This window comes from Streptomyces sp. SCSIO 30461, assembly GCF_037023745.1.
Lineage (GTDB): Bacteria > Actinomycetota > Actinomycetes > Streptomycetales > Streptomycetaceae > Streptomyces.
The window spans coordinates 4,782,154-4,798,748 of the sequence record NZ_CP146101.1; the positions used below are offsets into that span (position 1 = coordinate 4,782,154).

General features: G+C 71.0%; 14 protein-coding genes. 5 read left to right on the forward strand and 9 right to left on the reverse strand.

Going from position 1 to position 16,595, the window contains the following annotated elements; translation table 11 throughout:
- The first annotated feature begins 43 nt into the window (after positions 1 to 43).
- Positions 44 to 1,438, forward strand: a complete 1,395-nt coding sequence (locus V1460_RS21300) for an MFS transporter (protein WP_338675238.1) — start codon at positions 44 to 46, stop codon at positions 1,436 to 1,438.
- On the opposite strand, the gene V1460_RS21305 is transcribed toward V1460_RS21300, so the two are convergent.
- From V1460_RS21305 to V1460_RS21325, 5 genes are all read right to left on the reverse strand, one after another.
- Positions 1,400 to 2,245 carry a fused MFS/spermidine synthase gene (locus V1460_RS21305; protein WP_338675239.1) on the reverse strand — a complete coding sequence of 282 codons (846 nt, stop codon included), beginning with the start codon at positions 2,243 to 2,245 and terminating at the stop codon, positions 1,400 to 1,402. The two genes, V1460_RS21300 and V1460_RS21305, sit on opposite strands and share 39 nt — an antisense overlap.
- Before the next feature lie 50 nt (positions 2,246 to 2,295).
- Positions 2,296 to 3,276: a patatin-like phospholipase family protein gene (locus V1460_RS21310; protein WP_338675240.1), complete on the reverse strand. Its 981-nt coding sequence runs from the start codon at positions 3,274 to 3,276 to the stop codon at positions 2,296 to 2,298.
- An 80-nt stretch (positions 3,277 to 3,356) separates the two neighbouring features.
- Positions 3,357 to 4,559 (reverse strand): elongation factor Tu, encoded by a 1,203-nt coding sequence (gene tuf / locus V1460_RS21315; RefSeq protein WP_338675241.1) that lies wholly within the window; start codon positions 4,557 to 4,559, stop codon positions 3,357 to 3,359.
- Positions 4,560 to 4,681: 122 nt separating this feature from the next.
- Positions 4,682 to 4,855 (reverse strand): hypothetical protein, encoded by a 174-nt coding sequence (locus tag V1460_RS21320; RefSeq protein WP_338675242.1) that lies wholly within the window; start codon positions 4,853 to 4,855, stop codon positions 4,682 to 4,684.
- Positions 4,856 to 5,417: 562 nt separating this feature from the next.
- Entirely contained in the window at positions 5,418 to 5,789 is a 372-nt protein-coding gene (locus tag V1460_RS21325) for a DNA alkylation repair protein (protein ID WP_407077502.1), read from the reverse strand.
- 49 nt (positions 5,790 to 5,838) lie between these two features.
- Between V1460_RS21325 and V1460_RS21330 the strand changes: the two genes are divergently transcribed.
- A complete protein-coding gene (locus V1460_RS21330; RefSeq protein WP_338675243.1) occupies positions 5,839 to 6,543 on the forward strand; it encodes a TVP38/TMEM64 family protein in 705 nt (234 codons plus the stop codon).
- Between the two features lie 42 nt (positions 6,544 to 6,585).
- Here the strand turns inward: V1460_RS21330 and V1460_RS21335 are convergent, their stop codons facing one another.
- The gene (locus V1460_RS21335) at positions 6,586 to 7,755 is read right to left on the reverse strand and encodes a thiolase family protein (RefSeq protein WP_338675244.1); all 1,170 of its coding nucleotides are present in this window, start codon (positions 7,753 to 7,755) and stop codon (positions 6,586 to 6,588) included.
- Positions 7,756 to 7,892: 137 nt separating this feature from the next.
- Between V1460_RS21335 and V1460_RS21340 the strand changes: the two genes are divergently transcribed.
- The 3 genes from V1460_RS21340 to V1460_RS21350 all read left to right on the forward strand — a co-directional run bounded on the left by V1460_RS21340 (position 7,893) and on the right by V1460_RS21350 (position 10,682).
- On the forward strand, positions 7,893 to 8,354 hold the full coding sequence (locus V1460_RS21340) for a helix-turn-helix domain-containing protein (RefSeq protein ID WP_338675245.1): 462 nt from the start codon (positions 7,893 to 7,895) through the stop codon (positions 8,352 to 8,354).
- A gap of 229 nt (positions 8,355 to 8,583) precedes the next feature.
- Positions 8,584 to 9,456, forward strand: a complete 873-nt coding sequence (locus tag V1460_RS21345; protein ID WP_338675246.1) for an undecaprenyl-diphosphate phosphatase — start codon at positions 8,584 to 8,586, stop codon at positions 9,454 to 9,456.
- Positions 9,457 to 10,133: 677 nt separating this feature from the next.
- A complete protein-coding gene (locus V1460_RS21350; RefSeq protein WP_407077630.1) occupies positions 10,134 to 10,682 on the forward strand; it encodes a Uma2 family endonuclease in 549 nt (182 codons plus the stop codon).
- Between the two features lie 54 nt (positions 10,683 to 10,736).
- Here V1460_RS21350 and V1460_RS36470 read toward each other — a convergent pair whose 3' ends face one another.
- The 3 genes from V1460_RS36470 to V1460_RS21365 all read right to left on the reverse strand — a co-directional run bounded on the left by V1460_RS36470 (position 10,737) and on the right by V1460_RS21365 (position 16,512).
- Entirely contained in the window at positions 10,737 to 11,192 is a 456-nt protein-coding gene (locus tag V1460_RS36470) for a hypothetical protein (RefSeq protein WP_407077503.1), read from the reverse strand.
- A 46-nt stretch (positions 11,193 to 11,238) separates the two neighbouring features.
- Positions 11,239 to 13,881 (reverse strand): TOTE conflict system archaeo-eukaryotic primase domain-containing protein, encoded by a 2,643-nt coding sequence (locus V1460_RS21360; RefSeq protein WP_338675248.1) that lies wholly within the window; start codon positions 13,879 to 13,881, stop codon positions 11,239 to 11,241.
- Positions 13,882 to 14,112: 231 nt separating this feature from the next.
- On the reverse strand, positions 14,113 to 16,512 hold the full coding sequence (locus tag V1460_RS21365; RefSeq protein ID WP_338675249.1) for a 2OG-Fe(II) oxygenase: 2,400 nt from the start codon (positions 16,510 to 16,512) through the stop codon (positions 14,113 to 14,115).
- Between the last annotated feature and the right edge of the window lie 83 nt (positions 16,513 to 16,595).

Here is a 16,595-nt window from a genome sequence, read left to right on the forward strand (position 1 = left end):
ATGCGGTTTGGCAGGAGCAGCCGCAGCGGGCGATAGTCCACGGGTGACACCTCCCGCCCCGGCTCCTCGGAGCCGTACGTCCCACCGCCCACGCCGACCGGAATGGGCCGGCCGCAACTACACCCTGCTGACCGCTTCGGCGGTCGTCACCAACCTGGGCAGCCACGGCGCGCTGATCGCGGCGGCGTTCGCAGTGATGGAGTCCGGCGGTGACGGCGGCGACGTGGGACTCGTCGCGGCGGCACGCACCCTGCCATTGGTGCTGTTCACACTGATCGGCGGCGCCATCGCGGATCGGCTGCCACGCCACCGCGTGATGGTGGCGGCGAACGCGCTCAACTGCGTGTCCCAGGCGGCCTTCGCCGCCCTGGTCCTCATGGGTGAGCCGACGCTCTGGCAGATGACGCTGCTGACCGCGTTGGGCGGCACGGGGCAGGCCTTCTTCAATCCGGCGGCCGAAGGCATGCTGATCTCCAGCGTGGACGGGGAGCAGGCGAGCCGGGCCTTCGCTGTGTTCCGACTGGCGATGCACGGGGCGGGCATCGGCGGAGCGGCGCTCGGCGGTGTGCTGATCGCCGGGTTCGGCCCCGGCTGGGTGCTGGCGATCGACGCCGCCGCCTTCGCGGTGGCCGGCGCGTTGCGGGCCTTCCTGAATGTCAGCCAGGCCTCGAGGCCGCGGAACAGCGGCGGGCTGCTGACTGATCTGCGCGACGGCTGGCGGGAGTTCGCCGGACGGACCTGGCTGTGGTCGATCACCATCCAGTTCGCCGTGGTGAACGCGGTCGTGGGTGCCGCGGAGGCGGTGTACGGGCCGCTGGTGGCCGAGGAGTCACTGGGCGGCGCGCGGCCTTGGGGCCTGGCCCTGGCGGCGTTCGGCGCGGGCACCATCGGCGGGGCGCTGCTGATGACCCGGTGGAAGCCTCGGCGGATGCTGCTCGTGGGCACCGTGTGCGTCTTCCCGCTGGCACTGCCTTCGGCGGCGCTCGCCGTGCCGGTGCCGTTCGGTGCCCTGGCCGCGGTGATGTTCGTCAGCGGCGTCGCGATCGAGGTGTTCGGCGTCGTGTGGATGACCGCACTGCACCAGGAGGTACCGGAGGAGAAACTGTCCCGCGTCTCCGCGTACGACTGGGTCAGTTCCACGGCCGTACTCCCCCTGTCCATGGCCCTGGCCGGGCCGGCTGAGCAGGCGGTCGGGCGCGGGCAGGCCCTGTGGGGATGTGCGGGGCTGATCGTGCTCGTCACGGCGCTGGTCCTGCTGGTCCCCGATGTACGAAACCTGACCAGGCGTACGCGTCGGGTCGCCGGGAACCAGGGCGAGTCCGTGCCGTCGCCCCTGGTCCCGGAGGTGGCGCCGGCCGGCCCGGCGGTCCCGGACGGGGCATCGGCACCGGCCGCGCCTTCAGCCGATGCCGAAGGCACCGTCGGGCGGCTCGGGTGAGTCGACGGCGTTCTCGTCGCGCACCGGCTGGGCGTCCCCGATGAACCGGCGCAACCCCGGCCCGTGCTGGACCCGGGCGGGGAAGACGTCGGACGCGGTCCGGCGGGCCAGCGCGGCGAGGTCCAATGGGCGGTGCGAGGCGAGCAGCACGGCGTTGCCGAACCTGCGGCCACGCAGTACCGCCGGCTCCGCGACAAGTGCCATTTCCTCGAATTCCTCGGCGAAGGTGCCCAGTTGGGAGCGGAGGAAGGCGAAGGGTGCGCCGTCGGCGAGATTCGCCGCGTAGAGGCCGTCGGGACGGAGTACCCGCCGCGCGGCACGCACGTACTCGTGTGAGGTGAGATGGGCCGGCACGCGCGAGCCGCCGAAGACGTCGGCGATCAGCACATCGACGCTGTGCGCCTGCGCCTGAGCCAGCCAGCGGCGGGCATCCGTGCCGTGCACCGTGATGTCCGAGCCGCCCGGGAGCGGCAGGTGCTCGGTCACCAGCGCGAGCAGCCCGTGGTCCGCCTCGACCACGACCTGTCGGGACCCGGGCCTGGTGGCGGCGACATAGCGGGGCAGGGTCATCGCACCCCCGCCGAGGTGCAGCACGTCGAGCGGCACGCCCTCGTCCGCCACGCAGTCGACGACATGGGCGAGCCGCCGGGCGTACTCGAATTCCAGGTGGGTCGGGTCGTCGAGGTCGACATAGGACTGGGGTGCCCCGTCCACGGTCAGCAGCCAGGCTCGTTCGCGGTCCACGTCGGGCATCAGCCTGGCAGTGCCGTGGTCGACCGGACGGATGACGGGGATGGCCTCATTCACCCGTCCATTGTGCGCCCGGACTACTGCGTTCGGGTGAGCCGGTACCGGGCTCAGGGCCTGGTGCGGGAGGTTCTGGTGGGGAACGGCCCGCTGCGGGAGGCGTCGGTGCGGGACGGCCAGACGGCTCCGACGTCGTCCACGTGGGCTGCGGCCTGTGCGAGACCGGCACGCGCCGCCGGGGCGCGGCGGGCGGGGTCCAGGACGTTCCGGCCGAACGCCCTGCGGGAGGCCCGGTCCGGGGTGATGAGACTGACCCGGGCGCCCGAGGCGGACAGCCGGGTGGCCAGGGTGCGGGCGGACAGCACGGGGCCGCCGCCGACCGCGATGGGGGCGACGATCACGACGGTTCCGTATCCCAGCGCCAGATCGGCGTTGGTGGACGAGCGGACCCCGCCGTCGATGAACCGCCGTCCTCCGATGGTGACGGGCGGCCACACGCCGGGCACCGCGCAACTCGCGCCCACCGCGTCGATCAGCTCCACGCCGCTCTCGCGGTCGAACGCACGGAACTCACCACTGACGGCGTCGACCGCGGTGACGACCAGCCGCCGGGCACGCGGCCACTCATGGGTCAGGAGCCGTTCGTGGAAGACCGCCCGGCGCGCCTCCTCGGGTTCGGTACGAGCTGACAGGGCGAGGCGCCCCATGCGGGCACCGTAGGCCTCGGGGTCACGCGACCAGAGCACACCCCACAGGTAGCGGGCCAGGACGGCGGCGCCCATGCCCGCGGGCACCTCGCCGTCGAGGTCGGCCAGCTGACGGTCGTACAACTCGGGCAGGGTGAGGCGTCCGGAACCGAGTTGGGCACCGACGACCGAGCCGGCGGATGTTCCGACGATCAGATCGGCGCTGGTCGGATCGACACCCTCGCGGGCGAGTCCGCTGAGGATGCCGATCTCCCAGCCGATCCCGGCGAGTCCGCCGCCGCCCAGTACGAGGGCCGTACGGTGCTCGTTCGATGCCTGCTCGGCTCCCGGGACCTGCTGCGCCGCGGCCGGGGCCGGCTCCACTGCGTCGTCCTTGTCCACCATGGCAGCAGTGTGGCGCGTGGCGGCCGGGTCCGCCCCCCGCGTGTGGCGGGTGGCGGACCCCTCACCGCTTTCCCGGCCGGTCAGAGCAGCTCGGTCACCGTGCCCGCGCCGACCGTGCGGCCGCCTTCGCGGATCGCGAAGCCGAGGCCCGGCTCAAGCGGCACGTCACGCCCCAGCTCCACGGTCATCGCGACCGTGTCACCGGGGCGCGCGATGGCCGCCTCACCGAGGTCGACGTCCCCGACGACATCGGCCGTACGGATGTAGAACTGCGGCCGGTATCCGGTGCCGAGCGAGGTCCTGCGCCCGCCCTCGCGAGCGGACAGCACATACACCCGCGCGGTGAAACGGCGGCGGGGGACGATGCTGCCGGGCTCCGCCACGACGTGCCCGCGACGCACGGCGCCGCGCGCCACTCCGCGCAGCAGCAGCGCGACGTTGTCGCCCGCCTCCGCCGACTCCATCGGCTTGCCGAAGGTCTCCAGGCCGGTGACCACGGTGGTCACCTCCGCGCCGAGGACCTGCACCTGGTCGCCGACCCGTACGGTGCCGCGCTCGATCGCGCCCGTGACGACCGTGCCGCGCCCGGTGATGGTGAGGACGTTCTCCACCGGGAGCAGGAACGGCGCGTCGGTGTAGCGGACCGGCATGGGCACATAGGTGTCGACGGCGTCCAGCAGCGCCTCGATGGACGCCATCCATCGCGGGTCCCCCTCCAGCGCCCGCAACCCGGACACCCGGACGACGGGCACCGTGTCACCACCGTAACCGTGCGAGGTGAGCAACTCCCGCACTTCGAGCTCGACCAGCTCCGCCAGCTCGGGGTCCCCGGCGTCCGCCTTGTTGAGGGCGACCACGATGTGGTCGACCCCGACCTGACGGGCCAGCAGGACGTGCTCGGCCGTCTGGGGCATGATCCCGTCGAGCGCCGAGACCACCAGGATGGCCCCGTCGAGTTGCGCGGCACCGGTGACCATGTTCTTGACGTAGTCGGCGTGGCCGGGCATGTCGACATGGGCGTAGTGACGCGTGTCGGTCTCGTACTCGACGTGCGCGATGTTGATGGTGATGCCGCGAGCGGCCTCCTCAGGTGCGCGGTCGATGCGGTCGAAGGGGATGTACGTGGTGGTTCCGGTGCTACCGGTGGTGCTCGAACCGTCGGCACCGCGCTCGCTGAGCACTTTGGTGATGGCGGCGGTGAGGGTGGTCTTGCCGTGGTCGACATGGCCCATGGTGCCGATGTTGAGGTGCGGCTTGGTGCGCACGAATGCCGTCTTGGGCATGGCTGTCGCGGTTCCTTCCCGGAACTCTTCGCGTGGTGCTCCGCGTGAACTCCCAGCGGAGGGGGACCCCTTGGCCCGACCGACCCTCCCCCTGCGGGGCCCGCCGGACGATCCGGGGAGAGTCAGCTTCGTGCGCCGTCGAGCGGCGCTGCGGCGACTGCCGCTGCGAATTCCGCGACGGCGGCGACCGCCGCGGCGGTCGTGGCGGCGTCGACCGCGACCGCGGCCAGGAAGGCGGCAGCCTTCGGCGCGCCCGCGACTGCGGACGGCGCTGTGGTGAAGGCGTGCCGGAACATGTGTCCATGGTCGGTGGCCGCAGGGGCCACGTCGACTGGTTTTCGAGCGGGGCGTGTTCGCTCCTGAAACCTCCGGGATGCCTCGCCCGGTGGTCGCGGCAGCCGACGACGACGCAGCGCCGCACTTCCACCGGGACGTACTCGAACCCACCGAGCACGGCGCGTTCACCTCCCCCGACGGACGGGTCAGCACCCTCGACGCGGGCAGGGCCACCCCATCGACGAGGTTGAAGTCGAGGTCGAGCGACGTGCAGCGGGCCACGTACGGGGCGCCTTCCAGGTCGGCGACGCCGCCGCCACGTCGAAGCTGCCGCTGCGGGAGCCGCAGGTGATCGCGGAGCCGAGCCGCACCCGTGCGGACTCGCTCGACTCCGGCCTCGACGCATCCGGCACCGTTCAGTCGGCCCTCTTCACCGAGTTCGACGGTGAGGAATCCGACGGCATGCCCGGCACAGCACCCGCCGTGCCCTGCCCGGTCCCACGGACCTGTGCGCGTCCGCGGTGCGGCGGCCGCGCACAGCACCGCCCCGTCGACGGGATGGTCGACGGGAACGGCTCGGGGTCAGATGTTCTTGAGCGCTTCTCGCACGGAGAGCGGAGCGAGCCGGTCCCGGGCACCTGCCACGAAGGCGCGTACCGCGTCCGGGTCGGTCTTCGCGTACTCGCGCAGGCTCCAGCCGATCGCCTTGCGGATGAAGAAGTCGGGGTGATCCGACTGGCGGAGGCAGTAGCGGAAGAGGCGCTCTCGGTCCGTGGCGTCCTTGTAGCGCAGCTGGTGCAGCAGTGCCGTACGGACGATCCAGAGGTTGTCGTCCTCGATCCACTCGTCCATCACGGGCACGAGCGCGGGGTCGGCGGCAGCCGCGTAGACCGTCATGAGCCGTTCCAGCACGGTGTCCGCGAGGGGGCTGTCGGGTACGGGCGGGAGCGTCATGCGGCACAGATTACGGCGATCGGGCGGATTCGTCGGATAGTCTCCCCGGATGCTCGACCCCGTATCCGGACCGCACGACGGCCTCGCTCTGCGCTGTGGCCGGGCACTTCTGTCACCCTGGGCACGGCTGGTGCTGCTGGCGCTGCTGTTGCTGTCCGCGGTATGTGCCGTATTGGCCTACAAGCCGCACCGGCTGCTGGCCACGGGCTGGCCACCGCAGCTCAGCGGTGGCGCGGCGGTGCTCCTCTTCGCTGTCTGCTACGGGCTGTGCACGGCGGCCCTGGTGCCGCGTCCACTGCTTAATCTGGCCGCGGGCGTGCTCTTCGGCGCCCCCGGGGGGCTCGCGGCGGCGATAGCGGGCACGGTCATCGGGGCAGGTGCCTCGTTCGCTCTGGGGCGGGTGCTCGGGCAGGGGGCCCTGCGCCCGCTGGTGCGCGGGCGATGGCTGGAGGCCGCGGACGGACAGCTCAGCCGCCACGGCTTCCGCACCGTACTGGCACTGCGGCTGTTTCCCGGCTTTCCGTTCGCCGCCGTCAACTACTGCGCCGCGGTCTCCCGTATGGGATACGCCCCCTTCCTGCTCGCCACGGCGCTCGGGACCCTGCCGAACACCGCCGCGTATGTGATCGCCGGCAGCACGGCCACCTCCCCCGACTCACCGATCTTCCTCGCGGCGACGGGCTTCATCGTGGTGTCGGCGCTGATCGGGGCGGCCGTGGCCTGGCGCAAGCGCCACCGGCTGGGCACGTCCTGACGTGCCGGGGCGCCATGCGAGGCACCCCGGCACGGCCCCCGTCTACAGAGCTTCGACAATGGTCGCGTTGGCGAGTCCGCCTGCCTCGCACATGGTCTGGAGGCCGTAACGGGCTCCTCTGGCGCGCATCGCATGGACGAGGGTCGTCATCAGGCGGGTGCCGCTTGCGCCGAGTGGGTGACCGATCGCGAGGGCTCCGCCGTGGACGTTGAGCTTCGCGGGGTCGGCGCCCGTCTCCTGGAGCCAGGCGAGCACGACACTCGAGAACGCCTCGTTCACCTCGAAGAGGTCGATGTCGTCGAGGCGCAGTCCGACCCGCTTCAGGACCTTTTCGGTGGCCGGGAGCACTCCGGTGAGCATCAGCAGCGGATCGGAACCGGTGACGGCGAAGCTGTGCAGCCGCGCGAGCGGGCGCAGGCCGCGGCGTTCGGCCAGATCCGCCGAGGTGATGAGCACGGCGGACGCCCCGTCGTTGACCGGGCTGCTGTTGCCGGCCGTGACCGACCACTCGATCCCCGGGAAGCGCTCTGCGAAGGCGGGGTCCTCGAACGAGGGCCGCAGCCCGGCGAGCACTTCGGGCGTCGTACCGGCCCGCACGCTCTCGTCCGTGGCGAGCCCTCCGATCGGGACCACTTCGGCGTCGAAGAGCCCGTCCGCCCAGGCCCTGGCGGCGCGCTGATGCGACGTCGTGGCGTACGTGTCCATCGCCTCGCGCCCGATCCCCCACTTGGCCGCAATCAATTCCGCGCTGATCCCCTGCGGCACCAGCCCTCCGGGGTAGCGCTCCGCGACCGCGGGACCGAAGGGGTCGGCTCCGGGTGGCACGTTGGACCACATCGGCACACGGCTCATGGACTCGACCCCGCAGGCGACGACGGCGTCGTACGCACCGGCCATCACACCCTGCGCGGCGAAGTGGACAGCCTGCTGCGACGATCCGCACTGACGGTCCACCGTGGTGGCGGGGACCGACTCGGGAAGACCGGCACCGAGCCAGGCGTACCGCGTGGTGTTCATGGCCTGCTCGCCCACCTGGTCGACGGTGCCGCCGATCACGTCGTCGATCAGTTCGGGGTCGATTCCGCTGCGCTCCACGAGCGCGCGGAAGGTGTGGGAGAGCAGTTCCACCGGGTGGATCCCGGCGAGCGCTCCACCCGGCTTCCCTTTGCCGACCGGGGTCCTGACTGCTTCAACGATCACGGCATCACGCATGGAAGCGCGCCTCCTCGCTCTGGGCACGGCGATACGGATGGGCTCGGGCCATTTAGTTTGGAATCCAAACCCTCAGCGCACCCAACAGTAACCAGCAGGGTTGGAATTTCCAACCCATTCTTTCCTAAGCTGTCCCCATGACGACCCCGCGCCCCTGCTCCATCGCCGCCACGCTCGCCGTCGTCGGCGAGAAATACGCGCTGCTCGTGCTGCGCGAGGTCCTCCTCGGCGTCCGCCGCTTCGACCGGATCGCCCGGAACACGGGGGCGCCACGCGACGTCCTGACCGCGCGGCTGCGCCGCCTCGTGGAGGCGGGAGTCCTGGAGAAGGTCCCGTACAGCGAGCGGCCGCTGCGCCATGAGTACGTACCGACGGACGCCGGTCTTGAGCTCCAGCCCGTCCTCCTGGCCCTCATGGACTGGGGCGACCGGCATCTCTCGGAGCACCCGCCGACCGTGCTCGTACACGAGTGCGGCGAGGAACTCGGGCCGGTCGTGGTGTGCGCCGGCTGCGGTGCTGCGGCGACACCGGACAGTCTGACGGCACGGGTCGAGGCACCAGGCTGGACGGTGTCCGGCCCGGACGAGCGCAACGCCTGACGGATACGAACGACGGATGCGCCTCGCCGGGCGCGCCCAGCAGGCGTCGACCAGGCCGCGTCGACCGGTTCCCGCACCCGGTTTCCCACGGCGCCGCTCAGCGCCCGCCGGGAGCCCGCCCGTTCGGCCGAATCCGCCGGGCGCTACGCTGCCACGCGAGGACGCATGATCGCGGCCCGCACCACCCCGTACCTTCCGCCCCTGACAGCACTTGGACGGCTTAGCTTTCATGTCGTGGTTCGAATCATTCATCCTCGGGCTCGTCCAGGGGCTGACGGAGTTCCTGCCCATCTCCTCCAGCGCGCACCTTCGGCTGACGGCGGCGTTCGCCGGATGGCATGACCCTGGTGCGGCCTTCACCGCGATCACCCAGATCGGCACCGAGACGGCCGTACTGATCTACTTCCGCAAGGACATCGCGAGGATCGTGTCCGCATGGTTCCGCTCCCTGACGGACAAGTCCATGCGCGGTGACCACGACGCGCAGATGGGTTGGCTCGTCATCGTCGGCTCGATCCCGATCGGGGTCCTCGGCATCACCCTCAAGGACCAGATCGAGGGCCCGTTCCGCGACCTCCGCCTGATCGCCACCACACTGATCGTCATGGGCATCGTGCTCGGTATCGCCGACCGCCTCGCCGCCCGGGACGAGGAGGGCGGCAAGCACCGTGCCCCGCGGCACCGCAAGTCGCTCCAGGAACTGTCCGTCAAGGACGGCCTGATCTACGGCCTCTGCCAAGCGATGGCTCTGATCCCCGGCGTCTCCCGCTCCGGAGCGACCATCAGCGGCGGTCTGCTGATGGGATACACCCGTGAGGCCGCGGCGCGCTACTCGTTCCTGCTCGCCATCCCTGCCGTGCTGGCTTCCGGGATCTTCGAGCTGAAGGACGCGGGCGAGGGACATGTCTCCTGGGGGCCGACGATCTTCGCGACGATCGTCGCCTTCGTGGTGGGATACGCCGTGATCGCATGGTTCATGCGCTTCATCACCACGAAGTCCTTCATGCCGTTCGTGATCTACCGGATCGCCCTCGGCATCCTGCTGTTCGTGCTGGTCAGCATGGGTGTGCTGAGCCCCCACGCAGGCGAATCCGGCGGCTGAACCAAGGCCGCACAAGTAGCGCTATCTAGCACTTCCAGCGCCTGATTGCAGCACCACGCCATGATCATCTCCCACTTGTCTCCCACTCATCTCCCACCAGGGAGGCGGGATACGCCCCACTAGGGCGTGTGCATCCGCAAAGCAGGGGATGACGCGTAAGGGCCCGCACGGGAAGCGCGGGCCCTTACGTACAGAGGGTGGAGCGGGTCAGCTGAGGTTCATGTCCGGCTAGGGCGATCCGGGTGAACTCCGAGCTGTCGACCAGGTGCCCGAGCGAGCCAGTCGGGGGCGCGGGCGGCCCGGGAAACCAGCCGCGGCACCGCCGTACGCCAGGGCACCAATTGCGGGGCCCCCTGACCTGTGAGGAACAAGGGCGGGGGGCTTCCGCTGCGACCTCGACGACATCGCAAGCCCGGTGTCGGCCGACCTCGACCCAGCGCTCAAGCTGACGTGCACCACTCCGCCGAAGCAGTTCGTCCATGGACCACGTCGTCCGGATCCACACCGAGGTGATCACCGGCCTCCGGCTCGTCGGGCCCACACGGGCCGAGTGAGAGGTCCGGTCGCTCGACTATGCTGACGCCAGCGTTGCGCCCGTGTCCGCGATCCGGGATGAGGGCCCCTGAACCTCTTCGAGGCGCCTGGAGGAAGCCGTGACCGCCGAACTCCCCGACTGGATGATCCCGCCCAGGATCAGCGGCTGGGAAGCCGATGACCTCGACGGTCTCGCCCAGGCACCGCGGCACACCGAACTCATCGACGGAGCCCTGATCTTCATGATGTCGCCGCAGCGGTCCTGGCACGCCCGGCTGGTGGAGAACCTGACCTTCGCCCTGCGCCAGGCCGCCCCCGTCGGGTTCGACGCCGAGCGTGAGATGACCGTCCGGCTCGACAAGAAGAGCCGCCCCGAGCCGGACATCCTGATCACGACCGCCCCGTACGACCCCGACCGGACTTGGTACGCGCCCGAGGACGTCGCCCTGGTCATCGAGGTCGTCTCGGAGGAGTCGGCGGACCGCGACCGTTCCCTGAAGCCCTTCAAGTACGCACAGGCCAAGATCCCCCACTTCTGGCGCGTCGAGGACGAGACCGGAGCCCCCACCGTCCACACCTACGAACTCGACGTCATGACCAGCACCTACGTGGCCACCGGCATCCACCGCAACCGGTTGAAGGTCTCCGTCCCCATCCCCCTCGACATCGACCTCGACAGCCTCGTGCCCTGACCGCCCCTCCCGGACGCCGGGCCACGGCTTCGCGAGCTGGAAGAGTGAGCCGCCTCACGCCCCCCCGAGGACAAGGGTGAACGGTTCACGGGGCTCGTACCGGCCGGTGGCGTCGCCGACCAGGTTGTCGGCGGTCGGGTCGAGGCGGGCGGCGGGGGTGAAGTCGACGTGGTCGAGGCGGGTCCAGACGATGTCGGGGCTGAAGGAGGACTCGCAGGCGTAGACGCGGTGAGTGAGCGAGGGTGCGCCAGATTGACATGGAGATGTTCGAGCGGGCCGCCTCCGTCGTGCCCGGCAGCGGCAGGGCGCCGCGACACGGCGCATCCAGGGCCGCTCGGAGGTGTAGCCGAGCAGCGCCGACATTACGGCGAGGGTGAGCAGTTCGGAGTCACTGAGCGTGGGTGCGATCCCGACCGCCGGGCGCCACGGGGCAAGTTCCGGCGAAGCCTGCAACGTGTCGTCGATCCGGACGTAGAGTGCCGTTGCGAGGGTGTTCAGGTCGTTCGTCACAGACTGACCTGGGACGTCCTCGCCCCACGTCCGCAGGCGCGCCGGCTCAGCTGACCGGCTGGGCGTGGGGATGGGCCTCGTGCCAGGCGTCCCAGATGTCGCTGCGGAGTCGGCCTCGCGGTGGCACGTCCATGCCCTGGTCCTTGGCCCACCGCCGCACTTCGGCCACCGGTGGTGTCGTCGCGGTTCTTGAGGTCTCTGGTCGGCGCCGCGCGGGGTGGGCGGGTGGCTGGGGCAGGTTGTTGGGGGTGGTGGCGGTGAAGCCGCGGCGTTCGAGGATGCGGCGCCGCTTGTGATGCATGCGTTCCAGCCAGGGCACGTCCGCGTCGAGGTAGTCATGCGCCTCGACGTGGGACTTCTTCGTCTCGGTGTTGCGCATGATCCGTCCGACCTGCTGAATCACCCGTCCCTTGAAGGAGATCGGGCTGGTGAGGAACAGGGTGTCGAGCCTGGGGGCGTCGAATCCTTCACCGGCCAGCTTGTCGATGGCCAGCGGCACCAGCGGGGTGGTCGTTTCATCAGCCAGGTGGGTGCGGACGCGGGCTCGCTCGGCCGGCCGCATGCCGCCGTGCAGGAGCAGCGGTTCGATGCCGTGCGCGGCGAGGGACGTGGCGAGTTGGTGGAGGTGTTCGACTCGGTTGCTCAGGGCCAGGCTGCACCGTCCGCGCCGGGCGGCGTCGGCGATGTCGGCGGCGATCTGGGTGTTGCGGTCGCAGTTCGCGGCGAGTTCGGTGTAGATCGCCTGGAAGGAGGCGCCGTCGTTGCCCGGCTCGTCGGTAGTGAACGAGGTGGGGTGGACGATGAGGTGCTTGGCGAAGGCGCTGGTGTCGGCGATCTCGTGCCGGATGGGTCCGCACTGCATGGTGATCAGCGGATCCATCTGATCGGCCCGATACGGGGTGGCCGACAGGCCGATCCATCGAGGGGCGCGGGCCTTGCGGATCGCGGCCTCGGCGCCCTGCGCGCCCACGGCGTGGCACTCGTCGACGACCACCAGGCCGTAGCCGTCCAACAAGCCATCGGGGGCGTCGCGGTGGCTGAGCGTCTGCAGCATGATCAGGTCGACGATGTGGCTGCGGCGGTCCTTGCCCGCGCCCAAGGAACCGACGCGGCCCTCGCCGAGGTCGAGAAACGTGGCCAGGCGGTCCTGCCACTGGGACAGCAGCTCGGAGCGGTTGACGATGATCGCGGTGGGCGTCTTGTGGTGGGCGATCAGCGCGCAGGCCATCACGGTCTTGCCCGAGCCCGGCGGCGCCACGAGCACTCCGCTGGTGTGGTCCTTGACCGCGTCGACCGCGCGGGCCTGCACATCGGTCAGCTCGCCGGTGAAACGGGCGTTGATCGGCGCGGTCTCCGCACGTTCGCTGGTGACTGTGAGCGTGCCGCCGGCGGCGGTGATGAGCTGGGCCGCTTCGTCGCGCAGGCCGCGCGGCAGCTTTAGCCAGTCCGGGTCGGTGGCGTCGAAGGAGCAGACCAGGCGTGGGGTGTCCCAGGTGGAGTACCGCTGGTTCTGGCGTCGGTAGAACTCCGGGTTCTGGCACGACGCCGTGTGCTTGAGCTCGGCGAGCAGGACAGCCGGCAGGCCCTTGGTGGAGATCGCCAGAATGGCCGACAACCGGGCCTGGACGGCCTGGGGGCCTTGCCCAGAGCGCGCCGCCGGGGCTTGGGCCGGCAGGATCGGCGGGGTCGCCGAGGGGCCCGCCTTGACCTCGCCGAGCTTGTCGACGAGCGCCTCGACCTGGGCCGGGGAGAGCCGCTCGATCGTGGAGAGGCGCGCGAACTGGTCGGGGTACGGCTCCCAGGTGTGCGGGTCGCAGAACACCGTGGTGCCCTTGAGCCGGGAGGCCCCCTGGAGGGGCAGCGCGATCAGGTTGCCGAACCGGGCGTTGCCCTTGGCGTTCGTCGGCAGTAGGTCTTGGGCGGGGAAGAGCCGGTCGTAGCTGGACAGCGTCATCTGCCCGCGGACGTCGATCGCTCGGCGCAGCAGCGCCATCCCCAGTGTGCGTGCGCTGACGGCGGAGACGGGGGCGGTGAAGAAGGTCCACACGTGTGCGCCGGCCCCGGAGCGGGAGACCTCCGCCAGGGCGGGGACACCGGCGTCGTGACAGGCGGAGGCGTAGGCGGCCGCATCGCCGCGCCAGTCGCTGCCGTCCTTGCCGTCGAAGTCGACCGCCAGGAGCCGGCAGGTGTCATCAGCCAGCAGCGGGTACAGCCCCAGGTGGGTCTCCCGGGCGCCGGGCTCGGGGCGGGAGGGATGGTTGTAGACGGCCCGGTCCGTCAGCGGCCAGAACACCCGCTCGGCATCGGCCTTGTTCTTGGCGAACGGGTTGTCCTCGGCGGGGCTCCAGCCCGTCCGGCCCGTCTTGGGGCTGACCCACCGGGTGGCGTAGACGTCCTCGCGGCCGGCGAACAGCGCCCGGAACAGGGCGATCTTCGCCTCCGTCCCGGAGGCCGCGTCCGCGTACGGCAGCCCGTGTCCGCCTTCCGTGATGACCGGCGAGGGAGGCTCGGGGACCGGAGCCAGCGCCCGTGGCGCGTCGGGTGCGGGAACTCCCAGACGGGAGCGCAGACGCCGATTCTCGGCTCGCACCTCTGCGAGCTCCGCGCGTAGCTCGGCATTCTCCTCGAGCGCCACATCGACGCGGATGCGCAGTTCGGCCAGGTCGTTACAGTCGTACCAGTCCTCCACCCCTCCATGATCCGGATTCACGTCCGTCGAGCGGCCGCTTTCGCGTAGATTCCCGCGGGGTGATCGAGCCGATCGCCTACCCGTCCGGCGCTGGTCCGCCGGCAGCCCAGGCTTGCGCGGCCGCGAGGTACCGGCAGGTGGCGATGCGCGGCCGGCCGGGACGCGGCATCCGCGTCCCGGGTGCGGACTGCCGTTCCAGGCGCGCGAGCCGCGGGGCTTGTCTGTCCCCTTTCAGCCGCGGGGCCGGGGCCATTTCTCCCGCAGCCACGCCAGGTCGGTCTCGGCGCGGATGCGGGCCGCTTGCTCACGGGTGAACACCGCGTTCGTCTTGGTCAGGACCAGGGTGTAGGGGCGTCCCTGACGCCGGGTGGTGTGGGACACGGGCAAGCCGGCCAGATCGATACGGCTGTGGATGTGGCGGCGCCGGTCCTTCGCGAGCGGCCAATCCATGACCCGACGGGTGCGGGAGGTGAGGAAGGCGTCGAGGTCGGGGCAGAGGCCGCAGCCGGACCGGCAGGTACCGGCCGGGGTGAGTGACCAGTCGTCCGCCGCGCGTACGGGTCGGGTGACGGCCGCGGCGAGCCGGGCCTCGCAGTGGTCGGCGAGCGTCTGGAAGGCGTGGGCCGCGGGTGCCCCGTCTCGTACGGTCGTCGGTCGGCAGGCCGCGGTGCGCAGGGCCGGGAGCAGGCATTCCAGGGCGGTGTCCGGCAGGCCGCGCAGCGCGGTGACGATCGTGCCGGCGGTTTTCGGGTCGCACGCCTGCAGGATGCGGGCCAAGGGAGCTCCCAGCCGTTCCATGCCCGCGCGGCGCTCCGCCTCGCGGCCCACGTCGAGCCAGCCGGTGAGCTGCTGCTCGGCCGCTTGCCACGCGCCCTCGACCAGCGGTGCCGCCACCGCGTCTCCGTCACCGTCAGCGGTCCGCAGCGCGGCACAGAGGCCGGGCAGAGACTCGAGCCACGCTGCGCGATCCGCCCCGGAGTACGCGGCGACCGGGCCGAACCAGCTGCCGACGGCCCCGCGCGACCACGTCCGCCCGTACCGTGCGGCCGCTGCCGCGAGATCGGGGGCGTGTCGCTCGCCCAGGGTCTCCACCCCGAAGGGCGCAAGGAGCATCGCGGCGGCGTCCGCTTCCTCCAGTCCCACCGCGACGTGCAGGGCGGCAGTGAAGAGTGGAGCGGCCGCTTCGCCCGAACCGCGATGCTTCCAGATCGGGGCGAGCGACCGGGCGAGCGTACGCGCCAGCTCCAACTCCCCGGTGTCCAGGTGGCCCTGGAGTTCTCGCAGGGCTCCCTCGGAGCCGGCCTCGGCGCGTGCCGCGAACGAGTGTTGCCGGGGCCAGAGCACCACTGCGGCCCGCCGGTACCAGCGGTCCAGGGTGTTGCCGTAGTTGCCCATGTAGCCCTCGTACTCGGACTGGTAGGGCGTGAGGTCCTTGTTCTCGGTGGTGGCGCACACCTCGGCGTAAGAGACGGGCAGGGAGATCTGCTCACCGCCGGCGCCGTCGGGGCGGGTCCACCAGTCGAGGGTGATCTCGTCGTCGATCAGGTCGCCCAGCTCGTAGTCGGAGAAGTCGCCACTGCGGCGGCGCTCGGCCCCGGGCTCCCCGTCGGGGTCGAGGAGGCACTCACCCTCGCACTCCTCGTCCTCGCAGCCGTCGAAGTGCTCGACATCGCCGTAGTAGTCGTAGCGGTCGTAGGGCGGTACGGCGTCCCAAGTCTCCTTCACCTCGGCCAATGCGAGGACCGCCTCGCAGCCCGCCTGCCCGGCGGCCTGGCGGAGCCGGGTGGCACGCGTGGCGTCGGCACCCTTGAGGCGGTCCCAGTCCAGGCCACGCTGGGTGTACTCGTGGTCGAGGAGGTACACGAGGCGGTTCGGGGGCGCCGTTTTCTGGCGGCCGTAGGCGTAGCGCTCTTCGGCCGACTCGGTGAAGTGTTCGGTCAGGCAGTGGGCCAGGTCGGCGGCCGGGCCGCCGCCGTCCTCGCCGGCCGGGCGGGTGCGTTCGGCGAGGAGGTTCATGGTGAGGGTGACGCGGTAGCCGGACTTGACGGGCTTGACCTCGTGCAGGCAGTCCGCGTAGAAGGCAGCGAAGGTCAGCTTCTCCCGGGACGCCTGGTGGACGACGCTCCGGCCGGCGTGCGAGACGACGAGTTCGCCGCCGGTGTGGTGCGAGGGCAGCGAGACCACCAGGGTGCCCACCATGGAGTCGTCCTTCTCGGAGTCCTGGTGCGGCAGGAAGAACTGGCCCTTGCCGTAGACGAGCAGCGCGTGCGGTTCGGCCCGCAGGACGGTGGTGGGCGGCAGACCGAGCGCGGTACGGACGCCGTCGAGGACGCCGCTCAGGGTGCGGTCCCAGTCGGGGCCGCCCAGGGTGATCCGGTCCGGGGTGATCTCCCAGGTATCGCGCACGCTGGTGTCGGCCAGGGTCTGCTCACCGCGGCCGAAGCGGGCCTGCCGGGCCTGCGCGATCAGCTTCTTGGTGACCGGAGCGCGCAACGGCAGGGGCAGCACCCCGACGCCGTCGACCTCGATCCGCAGCGCGCGGGCGGACATCTCGATGCGGGTACTGAAGTCCCCGCATCGCTCCGAGGCATCGAGCAGCTTCGCCAGTTGCTTTCGTGCTCCGTGTCCCATGGTGTTTCGTTCCCCCGGTCGGCAGCGTGCCATTCCCTCTGTCCCGGAAACCCTAGCGCTGCTGGAAGTCCCTGTTCTCAGAT